A 16,817-nucleotide genomic window follows, 5' to 3' on the forward strand; every position below is an offset into this window, starting at 1 on the left:
GCGACATCGCCGTCCGCGCCGGAAAACATGTCTCAGCCGTGGCTGGTCGCGCCCGCCTTGAACAGGCTGCCGGTCGGCGTCTTCAGGAACGCCTCCAGCGGAATGTGCTCCTGGTGCAGGAAGCCGGTCGCCGGCAGGAGGCCGTCGCGGACCATCTCGATGACGGCGACGACAGAGGCCGAGGTCGTCCAGGCAATTGCCGTGCGGCGCGCGCCGGCAATCTCGATCGGATAATAGGCGCGCACGAATTCCTTGCGGCGCAGGCTGCCATTCTCCGTTCCCTCGGCCGCGACATGGACATAGACGACATCGTCTTCGACGGGCGGCTTGGCATTGGTCAGGATCTCGCCGGCGAGTGCGCGCTTGTCGCGCATCAAGAGCTCATGGAAGAAGAAGTTCATCAGCTCCATATGGCCGGGGTAACGCATGGTCTTGTAGTCGAGATTGTCGATCTTGCCGAGCATGGTGTCGCACATGGTGCCAAGCCCGCCCGAGGTGGTGAAGGCTTCGAGCTTGACGCCGCCGACATAGATGGTCTCATGCCATTCCATCGGCGAGACCAGCTTGCGCACACCGCCCTCGATGACCTCGCAATCATTCAGATATTCGTTGACGACGCCCTCCGGCGACCAGTTGAAGGCGTAGCCGAGAAGACCCGTGGGATGCTGCGGCAGGGCGCCGACGCGCATGCGGATCGAGCGGCAGCGCTCGAAGCCGTCGGCAAGGCTTGCGCCGACGATGCCGACGAAACCCGGCGACAGTCCGCATTGCGGCGCCATCAGGCCGCGGGCGGTCTTCGACAATTCGATGATGAAATTGGTGGTCGGAACGTCTTCGGTCAGATCGAAATAATGGATGCCGGCAAGATGGGCGGCGCGGGCCAGTTCGATGTTGAGGTGATAGGGAAGGCAGGAAAGCACCGCCTCCACGGTGGAGAGCAGCTCGCCAATCACCTCAGCGTCGGAAATATCGCCGGTGCGGCACTTGAAGGGCAGCTCGCCCAGCGGCAATTGCGCATCGACGCCGATGACCTCGAAGCCGCCTTCATGCAACAGCGTCGCCGCCAGCCGTCCGACCTTGCCCAGGCCGAGAACGGCGATCCTTTTGAAACTCATGCAAATCCTCCCACGCGCCCGCTTCGGCGCTTTCGTTTTTATCCGATGCGCGTCGCTCAAAATCGGACGTGCACGGGATGGCCGGAGGTATAGAATAAAAAGCTTATAAAGGAAAACGGCCGGAATCTCTCCCGGCCGTCGAATTTCCTCGAAAATCCACCACTTATTCGTTGATCAGCCGCTTCAGCAGCTCGATTTCGTGCGAAAGCTTCGTGTCGCCTGATATCAGCTCTTCGATCTTGCGCACGGCGTGCAGCACGGTCGTGTGGTCACGCCCGCCGAAACGGCGGCCGATCTCGGGGAAGGAGCGCGGCGTCAGCGTCTTCGACAGATACATGGCGATCTGGCGCGGCTTGACGATGACGCGGGTGCGGCGATTGGAGACCAGTTCCTGGCGCGAGACGTTGTAGTGCCTGGCGACGATGCGCTGGATATCCTCGATGCGCACGCGGCGCGGCTCGCCCGAACCGACGAGATGGGCGAGCAGTTCGTCGACGCGCTCGATCGACAGGTTCGGCTCGAAAGAACGGCGGAAGATCAGCTGATTGAAGGCGCCTTCGAGTTCGCGGCCACTGGCCGTGATGTTGCGGGCGACGTGCTGCAGCAGGTCTGCAGGAATTTCGAGCGACGGATCCTCCAGGCGAGCGGCCGCAAGGCGCCGCTTGAGGATTTCGAGGCGCATTTCGTAATCCGGAGCGTCGAGTTCGATCGCAACGCCACCCTGCAGACGCGAGCGAACGCGGGGATCGAGCGATTCCAGCTCCCATGGCGCGCGGTCAGCGGCGACGACGACCTGCTTGGCGCTGTCGAGCAGCATGTTCAGGAGATGGCAGAATTCATGCTGGATCATCTTGCCCTGCAGGAACTGCATGTCGTCGATGATCAGGAGATCGATGTTGCGCAGCGAATCCTTCAGCGTCAGCGCGTCGTTGTCGCGGATCGCGGTGGCGAAGCGCCACATGAAATATTCGGCCGTCAGATAGACAACGCGCAGGGCCCGCGGGTTCTGCACCGCCGCATTGGCGATCGCCTGCAGAAGATGGGTCTTGCCGAGGCCGACCGTCGAATGGACGAAGAGCGGATTGAAGCGCACGGCGCCGGAGCCGACTTCCGCGATCGTCTTGGCAGCCGCAAGCGCGACGCGGTTCGAGCTGCCTTCCACGAAGGTATCGAAGGTGAAGCGGCTATCGAGCGGCGAGCCGAAGAGCGGCGTGCCGAGGCTTGCGGGCCTTGCGGCGGCAACGGCCGAAACCGCCTGGTGGACGGCCTGGCCAGCCGGCTGGGCGCTCGGCGGACGGCGCATCTGCGCGGGAGCAGCGGGCTCAGGCTGGACCACCTCGTCGGCAGCCTTCATGCCGCTGCGCGTTGCCGTGCGCACGAGGATTTCGATCTTCATGATTTCCGGATCTTCGGCCTGGAACAGACCGGTGATGAGGTCGAGATAACGATTGTTGATCCACGACTTCAGGAAGGTCGTGGGAACTGAAAGGCGAACAACGCTCTTTGAGACCGAATGCAGCTTCAACCTGGCGAACCAGCTGGCATAGACGTCAGGACCGACCTGGGCCTTCAAGCGCGCGCTGACGCGCTCAAACAAAATGCTCTGCTTCATTTCCGCCTTTGCTTCCCCCATTTCCTGGCGAATGGAGCCGAACGCCTGCGGTGCCGCATCCCCATTGTCGAGCCCGCCCGCCATCATCGTATTAATCTGCATAATGCCGCCTTTCAATTCCACCGGGCGGCCTCCGCTAAAACAGCCGCCCGATCATTCCCCGCTTTGACGGGCTGGCGGCATCCTCATGAAGCCACTCGCCTGCCGGTTCACTCAAACACGGCACCGAAGCCCGCTGCAGGTACCGCGTTCATGCGGCGCCTTCATCGGCTTTCCGTGCCAGGCTGTCGGTCAATCCTCGTTTTCGGCCGACGAGCCCGAACGCAATATTACTATCCCTATCCGGCAGCCTCACGTTAAACGTGTGGTTGCCATAGGCACAAAACATCCCTGCCCCGTAACAGCCACGTTACGGCCCAAATCCGTCAAGTGCTTGAAAAAACGGAAGCGCAGGCTCCGTAACAGATGGCACAAATTCATCGCCCTGCCGACGTGGCAGTTAAGACCGAGCTCTGCAGGTGATGTCCGCGCCCTCTGTTGGACGCCATTTAGGCAGGATCAAATGGCAAGATCAACGATGAATTTTACGCAAAATTAAGATGCGACCATTGACTCCGGCCGCCATTTTCGGGCGTCACACCAGCGTCAAAAAAGAATCGCAGTTGAATCAAAGAGATTCCCCGTTCGGGCTATTTTGACACGCAAAGAAAGAAAAAAAATAAAAATCCGCTTGACTCGGGCGTGATCCGCAAAGGTTTGGCCAGAGTCGCGCAATGGGAAAGCATCCTTGCGCAAGGCATTGTTTTTAAATGCCTTTTCCTGTCATGGCTCTGACACGAAACAGTCGTGTCATTAACTATGAAGGACGCTCCTCAGCGGAATCGAAAAAGCCCGGTAAAATTACCGGGCTAATCATAACGAGGAGGTCGTTAATGGATTATTACGCGGTCGGGGAGACCGACAGAGCCTTCACACGAGCGGCCAGGCGAGAGACCTTGCGCGATGCCGTGTTGGAGTGCAGCACGCCCTTGCTGGCGGCGCGGGCGAGTTCCGGCTGAGCGGCCAGGAAAGCTGCCTTCGCCTTGTCGGCGTCACCGGATGCGATGGCCTCTTCGACCTGGCGAACGAAAGTACGAACGCGCGAGCGACGAGCCTTATTGACGTCGGTACGGCGGGCGATCTTGCGGGTCGCTTTTTTCGCCGAAGTTGTATTGGCCATGGATGCCTCTCTCAAGAATTCGAACAAACTCCGCCATCACCGCGGGCCCTGCGGCCACCAAATCCAGCAATGCGGGAGCAATCGCGGAAAACCAGAGCGGCTTTCCGAACCGTGGGCGGGCATATAACCCTAAAGCCGGCCCACGTCAACGCGGATTTTCAAGCTTTCCGGCGGCAAGCGCCGAAAAGCATTCAACGGTGCTTAAAGGCAGGTTTGCGCTTCTCGATGAAGGCCGCCATGCCTTCTTTCTGATCGTCCGTGGCAAAGAGACTATGAAACAGGCGGCGTTCGAACCGCAACCCTTCCTCCAGCGTCGCCTCGAAGGCGCGGTTGACCGCCTCCTTGGCCATCATGACCGAGGGCTGCGAAAGCGAGGCGATCTTTTCGGCGGCGGCCAAAGCCTCGTCGATCAGACGCTCGGGCGCCACCACACGCGAAACGAGTCCGGACCGTTCGGCTTCCGCCGCATCCATCATGCGACCGGTCAGGATCAGGTCCATGGCCTTCGCCTTGCCGACGGCGCGCGTCAGCCGCTGCGAGCCGCCCATGCCGGGAATGACGCCAAGGGTGATCTCCGGCTGGCCGAACTTCGCGGTCTCCGAGGCGATAATGAAATCGCACATCATGGCGAGCTCGCAGCCACCGCCGAGGGCAAAACCGCTGACGGCAGCGATCACCGGCTTGCGCGCCTTGGCGACGTCATCCCAGCCGCTAATGAAATCACTCTTATAGATATCGGCGAACTGAAGCGACTGCATCTCCTTGATGTCGGCGCCGGCGGCAAAGGCGCGTTCGGAGCCAGTGATGACGATCGCGCCGACGGCATCGTCCTCATGGAAAGCGGCATAGGCCTGCTTCAGTTCCCTCAGCACGATGGAGTTCAGTGCGTTCAGCGCCTGCGGGCGGTTCAGCGTGACGAGGCCGACATTGCCTCGGGTTTCGACGATCAGGGTCTCGTAAGCCATGCTGGTCTCCCGGTTCTCTATTATTTCTGGCAGGCGGCGCAATAGAAGGTGGAGCGACCCGCCTGTACGATACGGGCGACCGTACCGCCGCAGCCGGGCGTGCCGCAAGCCTGACCTTCGCGATCATAGACGGAGAAGGCATGCTGGAAATAGCCGAGCGATCCGTCCGTCTGGATATGGTCGCGCAGCGACGATCCGCCAGCGGCGATCGCATCGGCGATGACGTCGCGGATCGAGGCGACCAGCAGGCCGAGCTTTTCCTTCGGCTTGCCGCCCGGCGTCACCAGCGTGCCGGCGGCGCGGATGGGCGAAAGATGGGAACGCCACAGCGCTTCGCAGACATATATATTGCCGAGACCGGCGATGTTCTTCTGATCGAGAAGCGCGCTCTTCAAGGGCTGCGCCTTATCGCGGAACCGTTCGGCGAGATAGGCGGCGCCGAGATCGTTGCCCGTCGGCTCCGGGCCGAGATCGCGGAAGAAGGGATGGGCGGCAAGATCGGCTCGTCTTACCATATCCATGAAGCCGAAACGGCGCGGGTCGTTATAGACGACGCGGCGCGGGCCGCCCGGGCCCTCAAGATGAAAGACGACGTGATCGTGCTTCTCGTCCTTGGTGCGGGCATGGTGGAATTCGCCCGGCATCGCCGAGACGGAGTTCTCCTCGATGCGAAAGGAACCGGACATGCCGAGATGGGAAATCAGCGTGTTGCCGTCATCGAGATCGACCAGCAGATATTTGGCGCGGCGACCAAGGCCGATGATGGTGCGGCCGGAAACCTTGTCGGCCAAGGCATCGGGAAAGGGGAATCGCAAATCCTTGCGCCGCAGTTCCAGCCTCGCAATGCGAGCGCCTTCCATCGCCGGCGCCAGGCCGCGTTTGACCGTTTCGACTTCTGGCAATTCCGGCATCTTAACCCATCTCTATTGAACGTGTTTCAACCGAGGACGATGTGCGCTATAGCGCCAGTGTGCCGCGGAGAGCGCGGTCCAGTGATAACGTCGCGCGCGGCCTTTCGCTATGGTCGCCGCGCCGATCTTCAAGGAACGGAGCAGCCTGATGTCAGAAAGCCGCACTTCCGCCGATGGCGGCATGGAGACCTCCTACGGCTTTCGCGAGGTGCCGGGCGGCGAGAAGCAGGGTCTGGTCAACCAGGTGTTCCACAAGGTCGCCAAACGCTACGACATCATGAACGACGTGATGTCGATGGGCATGCACCGCGTCTGGAAGGATGCGATGATCGCCGCCCTCAATCCGCGCAAGGAGCCGGGCTACAAGGTGCTCGATGTTGCCGGCGGCACGGGCGACATCGCCTTCCGCATTGTCGAGGCTTCGGGCCGTCAGGCGCACGCGACCGTGCTCGACATCAACGGCTCGATGCTCGGCGTCGGCGCCGAGCGGGCGGCAAAGAAGAAGCTTTCCGACAATCTCACCTTCGTCGAGGCGAATGCCGAGGAACTGCCCTTCGAGGCGGGGAGCTTCGATGCCTATACGATCGCCTTCGGCATTCGCAACGTGCCGAGGATCGACAAGGCGCTGTCCGAGGCCTATCGCGTGTTGAAACGCGGCGGACGGCTGCTGGTCCTGGAGTTTTCGGAAGTCGATATGCCGCTTCTCGACAAGATCTATGACGCCTGGTCTTTCAACGCCATTCCGCAATTCGGCAAGGCGATCACCGGCGATGCCGAACCCTACCAGTATCTGGTGGAATCGATCCGCAAGTTCCCGAATCAGGAGAATTTCGCGGCGATGATCCGTCAAGCCGGATTTTCGCGCGTCACTTATACCAATTATACCGGCGGCATCGCCGCGCTGCATTCCGGCTGGAAGCTCTGAGGGAATGAAGGAAAAAAAGACGAACCTCCCTCGATGGGGCACTTCAGCATGAGCACTTTCGGAGCCTATTTCCGCCTTTGCCGTGTCGGTTGGGTGCTCGTGCGTGAGGGTGTCGTATCGGCCCTGCCGTCCGAAGGTCTGCCGCCTTCGGTCGCGCTTGCCAAATCCTTCGTCACGATTTTCGAGCGCAGCAGGGCGCGGCATCAGAAGCGCAGCGATCGGCTGGCGCAGGCGGTCGAGCGGCTCGGCCCCTCTTATGTCAAAATCGGCCAGTTCCTGGCGACACGGCCCGACGTCGTCGGCGTCGAATTCGCCAACGATCTGTCGCAGCTTCAGGATCGGATGGCCTTCTTCCCCTCGGCTGCCGCAAAGGCGAATATCGAAGGATCGCTCGGCCGGCCGATCGACGAACTCTATGTGAGCTTCGGCGAGCCCATCGCCGCCGCCTCGATCGCGCAAGTGCATCCGGCCGAAGTCGAAACGGCAGAAGGCCGAAGGAAGGTCGCCGTCAAGGTCGTCCGACCGGGCGTGCGCCAGCGTTTTGTCCATGACATCGAGGCAATGTATCTGGTCGCCCACATGCAGGAGCGGTTCATGCCATCCAGCAGGCGGCTGCGGCCGGTCGAGGTGACGAAGACGCTGGAACAGACGACGAAGGTGGAGATGGATCTTCGCCTGGAGGCGGCAGCGCTTTCGGAGATTGCCGAAAACACCGACAGCGATCCCGGTTTTCGCGTGCCGAAGGTCGACTGGGAGCGCACGGGCCGCGACGTCATCACCATGGAATGGATCGACGGCACGAGAATGTCCGACGTCGAGGGCTTACGCGCTGCCGGCCACGACCTCAACCTGCTCGCCGATACGCTGATCCAGTCCTTCCTGCGCCATACGCTGCGCGACGGTTTCTTCCATGCTGACATGCATCCCGGCAATCTCTTCGTCGATGCCGGCGGCATGATCGTCGCCGTCGACATGGGCATTGTCGGGCGGCTCGGCAAGAAGGAGCGACGGTTCCTGGCCGAGATCCTCTATGGCTTCATCACCCGCGATTACATCCGTGTCGCAGAGGTGCATTTCGAGGCCGGCTACGTGCCCGGCCACCACAATGTCGAAAGCTTCGCCCAGGCGATCCGGGCAATCGGCGAGCCGATCCACGGGCAGCCGGCCGAAACGATCTCGATGGGCAAGCTCCTGACGCTGCTGTTCGAAGTGACCGAACTGTTCGACATGGCGACACGGCCGGAGCTTGTGATGCTGCAGAAGACCATGGTCGTGGTCGAAGGCGTGTCGCGCATGCTCAACCCGCGTTTCAATATGTGGAAGGCTTCCGAGCCCGTCGTCGGCGACTGGATCCGCACCAATCTCGGCCCGAAGCGGATCGTCACCGACCTCAAGGACGGGCTGAAGGCGGCGGTCAAGCTCGCCGAAGCCGCGCCCGAGATCGCGGCGAAAACCGAGAAATTCCACCATCAACTGCTGCATATGAGCGAACACGGCTTGCGTTTCGACGAGGAGACGGCGGAGGCGATCGGCAAGGCCGAAGCGCGGCATAACCGCTCCGGCCGGATCGCCCTCTGGGTCATCGCATTGACGCTGCTCTATATTGCCTGGATGCTGAGCTGACCGCTTGCCAATAACATGCTGTGTTCGGCATTTAGGATATCCCATGTGACGGAGGGCTCGCTTAGTCTCTCGAGTTAGGAGATACGGCACATGCAGCACGAACGCCCCGGCATCGAACTTTCCGGACGTCCCCTCGGTTTTGCCGAGATGGCGGCGATCGGTGCAGGCAAGGCAAAGATTTCGGCCTCGCCGACCGGCATGGCCCGCATCGCGATTGCCCGCGAGATCGTCGAGGACGCGATTGCCTCGGGCATGCCCGTCTACGGCTCGACGACGGGCGTCGGCGCCATGAAGGATGTGGAGTGGTCGGCCGACGAGCTCGACATCTTCAATCTCGGCCTGGTGCGTGCCCATCACTTCGGCACCGGTACGCCGTTTTCCTGCAATGTCGTGCGCAATGCCATGGCGATCCGCGTCAACACGGCGCTGACCGGCCAGGTCGGCTGCACGCCGGAGCTGATCGAGGCCTATATCAGGATGCTCGAGGCCGATCTCATCCCGGTCGTGCGCCGCACCGGGTCGATCGGCTGCGCCGATATCGGCCTGATGGGGCAGATCGGCGCGGTGCTGACCGGCGTCGGTGAAGCGGTCTATCGCGGCAACCGGATGCAGGCGGCCGACGCTTTCCGGGCGGCGGGACTGGAACCGGTGCGGATGGCGCCGCGCGACAGCCTCGCTTCGCTGAGTGTCAACGCGGTGAGCTTTGCGGCGGCGGCGGAAACGACGCGCAATGCCGCGGCCTCGATCCGCATCCTGCTCGCGACCGGAATGATGGCATCAGGTGCGCTCGGCGCCTCCCGTGATCCGTGGAAGGCGGTCCGCCACGTCGGCACGGCGCGCGAGGCGCTGATCGGCGCCTGGCTCTGCAACGCGTCGGACGAATGGGACTGGCCGGTTGCAACGCATGTGCAGGATCCGCTCAGCCTGCGCATGATCGCCCAGGTGTTCGGCGCCGTCATCGAAAATCTGCTTTCGACCGGCCACAAGATCCTCGCCGCCACCGGACGCTCGGACGACAATCCGGTGGTTGTCGAGGGGCGGGTGATGACATCAGGCGGTTCGCTTCCGCTCGATGTGACGATCCTGCTCGAATCGGCCGCACTCTGCATGGCGCATGCGGCGCGCAACGCCTTCAACCGCTGCGTCATTCTCGGCAACGGTCAACGGCGCGACCTGCCGGTCAACCTGGTGCCGCCGGGCCGGATTGCCACCGGCTTCGGGCCGATCATCAAGCTTGCCGGCGAAATCTTCTCGCGCGTCCTGTCGATGTCAGGTCCCGTTTCGGCGCAGTCCCTGGTCGTTGCGGCCGGCCTGGAGGACGAGGCGGCCTTCCTGCCGCTGGTCATCGAGCGCTTCGAGCGACAGATGCAGGCGCTGAAGCGCCTCGCGGCACTTGAGGCGCTCCTGTCTGCCCAGGCGATCGACATTCTCGGCGATGAACCGAAGGGCGTGGCCGGTATGCTCTATGAGGTCGTCCGCAAACATGCGGCCTTTTATACCGTCGACCGGCCGCTTTCGGCTGAGGTGGAGGCGATCGAGGAAGAACTCGGATCGGACACCTTTCTCGCGAAGCTGACCGAACAGGTTCCGATCGCCTCCTTCGACGATTTCTTCGCACTCGGTTCGCCGGAGCCCATCGAGGAGCGGCTGGCCAACCGGACAGGGTGATTTCAGGCCCGGGTCAAATCCGGATCCTGTTCTACATTAATCCGCCTGAACATGATGCCGCCTCGAAGACGCGCGCTTGGCATCATGCTCCAGCAGGTACGGTCTGACGTCAGTCTAGGGAGGAAGCGGCATGGACTTCGATCTCGTTCTGCAGGGCACGGTGGTGCTGCCGGACCGCATCGTCGAAGCGGGTTATGTCGCCGTGCACGCCGGCAAGATCGCCGAAATCGGCCTCGGCGTCCCGCCTGCGGCGCGCGAGCGGCATCTGCTCGGAAGAGCGCTGATCCTGCCCAGCGCCATCGACGCACAGGTGCATTCGCTGTCCCAGAAGGATCAGGAGGATTTCGTCTGGTCGACGCGGTCGGCAGCGGCCGGCGGCGTGACTACGATCGTCGACATGCCCTATGACGAAGGCAATCTCGTCTGCTCGGCGGCGGCGGTCAAACGCAAAATCGACCATGCCGCCCCGCAGGCGCGCGTCGATTTCGCGCTTTACGGCACCATCGATCCGCAAGAAGGCCCGGCGCGGATCCCGGAGATGGTCGAGGCCGGGGTTGTTGCCTTCAAATTTTCGACCTTCGGCACCGATCCCAAACGTTTTCCGCGCATTCCCCCTGCCCTGCTCGACGTCTGCTTCGCCGCGATCGCGCCGACCGGGCTGACGGCGGGCGTGCATAATGAGGATGACGAGGCGGTGCGCAGCTATATGGAACAGGTGAAGGCGAGCGGCATCATCGACTGGCGGGCGCACGGCCTGTCTCGGCCTGCGATTACCGAGCTCCTGGCGATGCACACGATTTTCGAGACCGGGGCCAATACCGGCTGCCCCGCACATGTGGTGCACTGCTCGCTCGGGCGCGGCTACGATATCGCCCGCGCCTACCGCCGCGACGGTTTTGCCGCCACAGTCGAATGTTGCATTCATTACCTGACGCTCGACGAGGAAAACGATGTGAGGCGCCTCGGCGGCAAGGCGAAGATCAATCCGCCGCTGCGGTCGCGCGCCGAAGTGGAGCGGCTCTGGCGGAAGGTCGCCGAGGGTGATGTCTGGTTGGTCTCGACCGATCACGTCAGCTGGTCGGAGAACCGCAAAACCGATCCCGACATGCTCGCCAACGCATCCGGTGTTCCCGGCCTCGAGGTGATGGTGCCGCTTTTCATCAAGGGCGCTCTCGAGCGCGGCATTCCCCTCACCTGGGCCGCGCGGCTGATGGCCGAGAATCCGGCGAAGCATTTCCGGCTCGACCACATCAAGGGGGCGCTGACACCAGGCAAGGACGCCGACATTACCGTGCTGGAGCCGCGCGAAAGCATCTACGATGCGACTGCGAGCGGCAACAACGTCGTCGGCTGGAGCCCCTATAACGGCATTCGCCTGCCCTGGACCGTCTCCGCCACCTATCTGCGCGGCGAAAGGATCGCCGAGGGCGGCAAGGTGCTGGCCGCGCCCGGCACTGGGCGGTTCGTCCGGCCGCCGCCCCGCCAGGTCATATCGGGGGCCGCCGCATGAGCCGTAATCTTCCCGTCAATGCCGGTCGAATCGCTGAAGATATCGAGGCGCTTGCCGATATCACCGAGCCGGGGCGCCCCTGGACGCGGCGGGCTTTCACGCCGCTCTTTCTGGAAGGCCGAGCCTATATCGAGGCGCGGATGAAGGCGGCGGGGCTGGAAACGCGGATCGATGCCGCCGGCAATCTGATCGGCCGGCGCACCGGCCGCAAACCATGGCTCGGCACGATCATGCTCGGTTCGCATTCCGACACGGTGCCGGACGGCGGCCGCTTCGACGGCATTGCCGGGGTGGTCGCGGCGCTTGAGGTGGCGCGGGCGCTCAGCGACCAGAGCATCGAACTCGAGCACGATCTGGAGATCGTCGATTTCCTTGCCGAGGAGGTCAGCATCTTCGGCGTCTCCTGCATCGGCAGCCGCGGCATGACCGGGCAGTTGCCGGAAGCCTGGCTGTCGCGGGCAAGCGGTGGCCTCGATCTTGCCGGCGGCATCGCCCGGGTGGGCGGCGAGCCTGGCGTGCTGGGACAGCAGAAGCGGCCCGATCTGGCAGGCTTTCTGGAGCTTCATATCGAGCAGGGGCCGGTGCTCGAAGCCGAAAGGGAGGATATCGGCATCGTCACGGCAATCTCCGGCATCACCCGCATCGAGATCACCGTCGAGGGACGGGCCGACCATGCCGGCACGACGCCGATGGACAGGCGGGCGGATGCGCTGGTCGCGGCCTCGCAGCTGGTGCTCGACATCCGCAACGCCGCCGCCGAGCTTGCCAAGACGCCGGGGCATTTCGCGGCGACAGTCGGTGAGTTCAGGATCGAGCCGAACGCGGCCAATGTCGTCCCCTCGAAGGTCGTGCTGCTGATCGACGGGCGCGCGGAAATCCGCCCCGACATGGAAGCCTTCTGCCGCTGGCTCGACGGCCATGTCGAAAAGCTGGCGACCGCTTACGGCGTGACGATCGAGGCGCCGAACCGGGTTTCCGACAATCCGCCAACGCCCAGTGATGTCGCGCTCCTTTCGACGCTGGAGACCGCCTGCGAACGCGTCGGCGCAAAATACCGGCGCATGGCCTCCGGCGCCGGGCACGATACGGCCTGGATCGCCAAGGTTGCGCCGGCGGCAATGATCTTCGTGCCCTGCCGGGGAGGTCGCAGCCATTGCTCCGACGAATGGGCCGACAATGAGGATATTGCGCTCGGCGCAGCCGTGCTTTTCGAGGCGGTGCGCGAGATGGACAAGGATTTGAAGCGGGAGAAGGCCGATGGGACGCATACTGGTTGAGAAGGACGTAGAGGCGGCTGTCAAGGGCGGCTCCGTCTATGCCGCCGGCGGCGGCGGCTGGGCCGATCACGGCCGGATGCTCGGGCTTGCGGCCGTCACCATCGGCAAGCCTGAGCTGGTATCGGTCGACGAATTGAAGGATGACGACTGGATTGCCACGGCGGCGGCGATCGGCGCGCCGGCCTCCACCACGCCCTGGGAAATGCAGGGCGTCGATTATGTGAAGGCGGTGCAATTGCTTCAGGAGGCGCTCGGCGAAAGGCTTTCCGGGCTGATCATCGGCCAGAACGGCAAATCGTCTACGCTGAACGGCTGGCTGCCATCGGCGATTCTCGGCACCAAGGTGGTCGATGCCGTCGGCGATATCCGCGCACATCCCACCGGCGACATGGGCTCGATCGGCATGGCCGCCTCACCCGAGCCGATGATCCAGACCGCCGTCGGCGGCAACAGGGCCGAGAACCGCTACATCGAGCTGGTGGTGAAGGGTGCGACGGCCAAGATCTCGCCGGTGCTGCGAGCCGCGGCCGATCAGTCCGGCGGCTTCATCGCCAGCTGCCGCAATCCGCTCCGGGCTTCTTACGTGCGCAGCCATGCCGCACTTGGCGGCATCTCGATGGCGCTTGCGCTCGGCGAGGCGATCATTGCGGCGGAGAAGCGTGGCGGGCCAGCGGTCATCGATGCGATCTGCAAGACGACGGGCGGACATATCCTCGCCGAAGGAGTCATCAGCCGGAAGAACGTCGTCTACACTAGGGAGGCCTTCGACATCGGCACCATCACCGTCGGCTCGGGCAATAAATCGGTGACGCTGCATGTGATGAACGAATATATGGCCGTGGACGATGCGGGCGGTGGGCGGCTTGCCACCTTCCCCGCCGTGATCACCACGCTGTCGCCTGAGGGCGAGCCGCTGAGCGTCGGGCAGTTACAGGAAGGCATGCAAATCTTCATCCTGCATGTGCCGATGGATATCATTCCGCTGTCGGCTAGCGTACTCGATCCGACAGTTTATCCCGTCGTCGAAAAGGCGATTGGTATCGAGATCGCGCGTTATGCACTGGCGGCGAAGGCCTGAGCCATGGCACGCGATCCCGGCCTTGAAGAACTGCTGCGTGAGGAACTCGGCGATCGTCCTGAGCTCAGCGAAAAATCCATGTTCGGCGGCCGCGCCTTCCTGCTGAACGGCAATCTTCTCTGCGGCGCCCGCAGTGACGGCATGCTGATCCGTCTCGGCAAGGGCAACGATGATTGGGCGCTGGCGCTGCCGGGCGTAATCCGGATGCTGATGGGCGAGCGAGTCATGCACGGCTGGCTGCGCGCCTCCGCCGAGGCTTACGGCGACGATGCCCTGAGACGGCGTCTGCTCGATGCGGCGCTTGCCTATGTGGAATCGCTGCCGGGCAAGTGACGCCATTTCCCTTCTCCCCAGTGGAGGTCCGAAGGACGGGTCGAGACCTGCGGCTAGACCCCGGTCAGAGGTCCGAAGGACAGATGAGGGGGTGAGCGACGCCAGGAGCGAATGCGCTGAGCGCAAGCGAAGAGCAATGGAGGGCGTGCCGTGCGGCCCCCTCATCCGACCCTTCGGGCTACCTTCTCCCCGCTGGGGAAGGGAAGAGCAGAGAACCAAGCGAGGAACCCACGATGCCGAAGGCCAATCCACGTCATCCGAAATTTCCGATTCCCGGCGGGCCGGAGTTGCGCGCCAAGGGCTGGCGGCAGGAGGCGCTGCTGCGGCTCCTCGAAAACGTGCTCGCCGTCGGCGAGGATCCCGACAATCTGATCGTCTATGCCGCGCTCGGCAAGGCGGCCCGCAACTGGGCGGCGCACAAGGGCATTGTCAAGGCGCTGACGGAGATGGATGAGGACCAGACGCTGCTCATCCAGTCCGGCAAGCCGATCGGGCTCGTAAAGACCCATGCCAGGGCGCCCCTTGTCATCATGGCGAACTGCAACATCGTCGGGCAATGGGCAAAGGCCGAAGTGTTCTACGAGTTGCAGCGCAAAGGGCTGATCTGCTGGGGCGGGCTGACGGCCGGGGCCTGGCAATATATCGGCAGTCAGGGCGTCATCCAGGGCACCTACGAGATTTTCATGCGCATTGCCGAACGTCGCTTCGGCGGCGATCTCCAAGGCCGCTTCGTGCTGACGGCCGGCCTTGGCGGCATGGGCGGGGCACAGCCGCTCGCCGGCCGCATGGCGGGCGCGGCGATCCTCTGCGTCGACATCGATCCGGAGCGGGCGCGCAAACGCCAGCAGATCGGCTATCTCCAGGAGATCGCGCCGGATCTCGATACCGCCCTTCAAATGATCGATAGGGCGGTGAAGGACAAGCGGGCGCTCTCCGTCGGCCTCGTCGCGAATGCGGCGGAGGTCTATCCCGAGATCGCGCGGCGCGGCATCGTGCCCGATATCGTCACCGATCAGACCTCGGCGCATGACCTCGTCTATGGCTACGTGCCGAAGGGCATGAGCCTCGATCAGGTCAAAGGCTTGCGCGACGATGGCCAGGGGCAATTGATGGCGGCAAGCCGCGCCTCGATCGTCGAGCATGTCAGCGCGATGCTGGACTTCCAGAAGCGCGGCTCCGAAGTCTTCGACAACGGCAACCTGATCCGTACCCAGGCGAAAGAGGGCGGCGTCACCAATGCCTTCGACATTCCGATCTTCACCGAAGCCTATCTCAGGCCGCTCTTTGCCCGGGCGATCGGCCCGTTCCGCTGGATGGCCCTGTCGGGCGAGGAGAGCGATATCGCCCGCATCGACGATCTGCTGCTCGAACTCTTCCCCGACAACAAGATCATCACCAACTGGATCCGGCTGGCGCGCGAGCACGTTCCCTTCGAGGGGCTACCGGCGCGCATCGCCTGGCTCGGCCACGGCGAACGCACGATGCTGGCGCGGCGCGTCAATGCGCTGGTCGCAGGCGGCGAACTCAAAGGCCCGGTCGCCTTTTCCCGCGACCATCTCGATGCCGGCGCCATGGCGCATCCCAACATCATGACCGAGCGGATGAAGGACGGTTCGGATGCGATCGCCGACTGGCCGCTAATCGATGCGATGATGCTCTGCTCGTCGATGGCCGATCTCGTCGTCGTCCATTCCGGCGGCGGCGGTTATGCCGGCTACATGACGAGCTGCGGCGTCACCGTCGTCGCCGACGGCACCGATGCTGCCGACGAACGGCTCGACCACGCGCTGACCAACGACACCGCCCTCGGCGTCATGCGGTATGCCGATGCCGGTTATGAGGAGGCGCTTGATGAAGTGGCGAAGAAGGATGTGCCCTATATCCGGCTTGGTTGAAATGAACCACGACATGCTATATATCATTGTCATATCTCATTGAGGTTTTGACATGGAAACAGCAAAGATTTTCTGGTCGGGACGTTCCCAGGCCGTCCGGCTGCCCAAGGAATTCCGTTTCGATGGTGACAGTGTCGCCATTCGGCGGCAGGGGCGTGCGATCATTCTTGAGCCGATTTCCGACGATTGGGAGTGGCTAGCTGACGTGATCGGTCCTGTCGATCCCGACTTTGCAGCGGCAGCGGAAGAGCAGCCCGCCCCGCAAGAGCGATCCGAGCTCGACTTCTTCAAATGACGTATCTCCTCGATACGAATGCCGTCATCGCCTTGATGAAGGGTAACGAGAGACTGATCGCCGGACTGCGCAGACACAGGCCGCAGGATTTCGCCATCCCGGCAATCGTCGCGCACGAACTCTTCTACGGTGCTTACAAAAGCCTCCGCATCGAGGAGAATCTGGCACGGATCGACGGGCTGCAATTCGCCGTCCTGGAATTCGACCGGAACGATGCGCAAAAGGCGGGGGAAATCCGGGCCGCACTGCAAGCGTCGGGAACGCCGATTGGACCTTATGACGTGCTGATTGCCGGGCAGGCCGTCGCCCGCGGCCTCATTCTGATTACCCGCAACCTCAGGGAGTTCGAACGCGCGGCAGGTTTGCAGGCCGAGAATTGGGAAGGCTAGGT

At 63.0% G+C, this 16,817-nt stretch carries 15 protein-coding genes; 10 read left to right on the forward strand and 5 right to left on the reverse strand.

Features of this window, described 5'->3' with window-relative positions:
* Positions 1-32 precede the first annotated feature (32 nt).
* The 5 genes from B5E41_RS01150 to mutM all read right to left on the reverse strand — a co-directional run bounded on the left by B5E41_RS01150 (position 33) and on the right by mutM (position 5,822).
* Complete coding sequence (locus B5E41_RS01150; protein ID WP_088390384.1) at positions 33-1,115, reverse strand: saccharopine dehydrogenase family protein; 1,083 nt, start codon at positions 1,113-1,115, stop codon at positions 33-35.
* A 163-nt stretch (positions 1,116-1,278) separates the two neighbouring features.
* Complete coding sequence (gene dnaA, locus B5E41_RS01155; protein ID WP_088390749.1) at positions 1,279-2,829, reverse strand: chromosomal replication initiator protein DnaA; 1,551 nt, start codon at positions 2,827-2,829, stop codon at positions 1,279-1,281.
* Between the two features lie 838 nt (positions 2,830-3,667).
* The gene (rpsT, locus tag B5E41_RS01160; protein ID WP_011423741.1) at positions 3,668-3,946 is read right to left on the reverse strand and encodes a 30S ribosomal protein S20; all 279 of its coding nucleotides are present in this window, start codon (positions 3,944-3,946) and stop codon (positions 3,668-3,670) included.
* A gap of 191 nt (positions 3,947-4,137) precedes the next feature.
* Positions 4,138-4,911, reverse strand: a complete 774-nt coding sequence (locus B5E41_RS01165; protein WP_088390386.1) for an enoyl-CoA hydratase — start codon at positions 4,909-4,911, stop codon at positions 4,138-4,140.
* 20 nt (positions 4,912-4,931) lie between these two features.
* The gene (mutM, locus tag B5E41_RS01170; protein WP_088390388.1) at positions 4,932-5,822 is read right to left on the reverse strand and encodes a bifunctional DNA-formamidopyrimidine glycosylase/DNA-(apurinic or apyrimidinic site) lyase; all 891 of its coding nucleotides are present in this window, start codon (positions 5,820-5,822) and stop codon (positions 4,932-4,934) included.
* Positions 5,823-5,970: 148 nt separating this feature from the next.
* On the opposite strand from mutM, the gene ubiE reads away from it, so the two are divergent.
* The 10 genes from ubiE (at position 5,971) to B5E41_RS01220 (ending at position 16,815) form a co-directional block, all read left to right on the forward strand.
* Entirely contained in the window at positions 5,971-6,747 is a 777-nt protein-coding gene (ubiE, locus tag B5E41_RS01175; RefSeq protein ID WP_088390751.1) for a bifunctional demethylmenaquinone methyltransferase/2-methoxy-6-polyprenyl-1,4-benzoquinol methylase UbiE, read from the forward strand.
* A gap of 48 nt (positions 6,748-6,795) precedes the next feature.
* Positions 6,796-8,370 carry a 2-polyprenylphenol 6-hydroxylase gene (gene ubiB, locus B5E41_RS01180; protein WP_088390390.1) on the forward strand — a complete coding sequence of 525 codons (1,575 nt, stop codon included), beginning with the start codon at positions 6,796-6,798 and terminating at the stop codon, positions 8,368-8,370.
* Positions 8,371-8,460: 90 nt separating this feature from the next.
* The gene (locus B5E41_RS01185; protein WP_088390392.1) at positions 8,461-10,038 is read left to right on the forward strand and encodes an aromatic amino acid lyase; all 1,578 of its coding nucleotides are present in this window, start codon (positions 8,461-8,463) and stop codon (positions 10,036-10,038) included.
* 130 nt (positions 10,039-10,168) lie between these two features.
* The gene (locus B5E41_RS01190) at positions 10,169-11,548 is read left to right on the forward strand and encodes a dihydroorotase (protein WP_088390394.1); all 1,380 of its coding nucleotides are present in this window, start codon (positions 10,169-10,171) and stop codon (positions 11,546-11,548) included.
* Entirely contained in the window at positions 11,545-12,825 is a 1,281-nt protein-coding gene (locus tag B5E41_RS01195; protein ID WP_088390396.1) for a Zn-dependent hydrolase, read from the forward strand. Before B5E41_RS01190 ends, B5E41_RS01195 begins: the two co-directional genes overlap by 4 nt.
* Entirely contained in the window at positions 12,806-13,903 is a 1,098-nt protein-coding gene (locus B5E41_RS01200) for a thiohydantoin desulfurase (RefSeq protein WP_088390398.1), read from the forward strand. Before B5E41_RS01195 ends, B5E41_RS01200 begins: the two co-directional genes overlap by 20 nt.
* Before the next feature lie 3 nt (positions 13,904-13,906).
* On the forward strand, positions 13,907-14,236 hold the full coding sequence (locus B5E41_RS01205; RefSeq protein WP_088390400.1) for a TfoX/Sxy family protein: 330 nt from the start codon (positions 13,907-13,909) through the stop codon (positions 14,234-14,236).
* 233 nt (positions 14,237-14,469) lie between these two features.
* Positions 14,470-16,131: a thiourocanate hydratase gene (locus B5E41_RS01210; RefSeq protein ID WP_088390402.1), complete on the forward strand. Its 1,662-nt coding sequence runs from the start codon at positions 14,470-14,472 to the stop codon at positions 16,129-16,131.
* Positions 16,132-16,183: 52 nt separating this feature from the next.
* On the forward strand, positions 16,184-16,426 hold the full coding sequence (locus B5E41_RS01215; protein WP_088390404.1) for an antitoxin: 243 nt from the start codon (positions 16,184-16,186) through the stop codon (positions 16,424-16,426).
* Entirely contained in the window at positions 16,423-16,815 is a 393-nt protein-coding gene (locus B5E41_RS01220; RefSeq protein WP_085857902.1) for a type II toxin-antitoxin system VapC family toxin, read from the forward strand. Before B5E41_RS01215 ends, B5E41_RS01220 begins: the two co-directional genes overlap by 4 nt.
* The last annotated feature ends 2 nt before the right edge of the window (positions 16,816-16,817 follow it).

Origin of the sequence: Rhizobium esperanzae (assembly GCF_002204185.1) — a bacterium.
Classification (GTDB): Bacteria; Pseudomonadota; Alphaproteobacteria; order Rhizobiales; family Rhizobiaceae; genus Rhizobium; species Rhizobium esperanzae.

Coding starts and splice junctions, on each gene's coding strand:
- B5E41_RS01150 (WP_088390384.1), bottom strand. CDS start 1,115: ATGAGTTTCAAAAGGATCGCCGTTCTCGGCCTGGGCAAGGTCGGACGG.
- dnaA (WP_088390749.1), bottom strand. CDS start 2,829: ATGCAGATTAATACGATGATGGCGGGCGGGCTCGACAATGGGGATGCG.
- rpsT (WP_011423741.1), bottom strand. CDS start 3,946: ATGGCCAATACAACTTCGGCGAAAAAAGCGACCCGCAAGATCGCCCGC.
- B5E41_RS01165 (WP_088390386.1), bottom strand. CDS start 4,911: ATGGCTTACGAGACCCTGATCGTCGAAACCCGAGGCAATGTCGGCCTC.
- mutM (WP_088390388.1), bottom strand. CDS start 5,822: ATGCCGGAATTGCCAGAAGTCGAAACGGTCAAACGCGGCCTGGCGCCG.
- ubiE (WP_088390751.1), top strand. CDS start 5,971: ATGTCAGAAAGCCGCACTTCCGCCGATGGCGGCATGGAGACCTCCTAC.
- ubiB (WP_088390390.1), top strand. CDS start 6,796: ATGAGCACTTTCGGAGCCTATTTCCGCCTTTGCCGTGTCGGTTGGGTG.
- B5E41_RS01185 (WP_088390392.1), top strand. CDS start 8,461: ATGCAGCACGAACGCCCCGGCATCGAACTTTCCGGACGTCCCCTCGGT.
- B5E41_RS01190 (WP_088390394.1), top strand. CDS start 10,169: ATGGACTTCGATCTCGTTCTGCAGGGCACGGTGGTGCTGCCGGACCGC.
- B5E41_RS01195 (WP_088390396.1), top strand. CDS start 11,545: ATGAGCCGTAATCTTCCCGTCAATGCCGGTCGAATCGCTGAAGATATC.
- B5E41_RS01200 (WP_088390398.1), top strand. CDS start 12,806: ATGGGACGCATACTGGTTGAGAAGGACGTAGAGGCGGCTGTCAAGGGC.
- B5E41_RS01205 (WP_088390400.1), top strand. CDS start 13,907: ATGGCACGCGATCCCGGCCTTGAAGAACTGCTGCGTGAGGAACTCGGC.
- B5E41_RS01210 (WP_088390402.1), top strand. CDS start 14,470: ATGCCGAAGGCCAATCCACGTCATCCGAAATTTCCGATTCCCGGCGGG.
- B5E41_RS01215 (WP_088390404.1), top strand. CDS start 16,184: ATGGAAACAGCAAAGATTTTCTGGTCGGGACGTTCCCAGGCCGTCCGG.
- B5E41_RS01220 (WP_085857902.1), top strand. CDS start 16,423: ATGACGTATCTCCTCGATACGAATGCCGTCATCGCCTTGATGAAGGGT.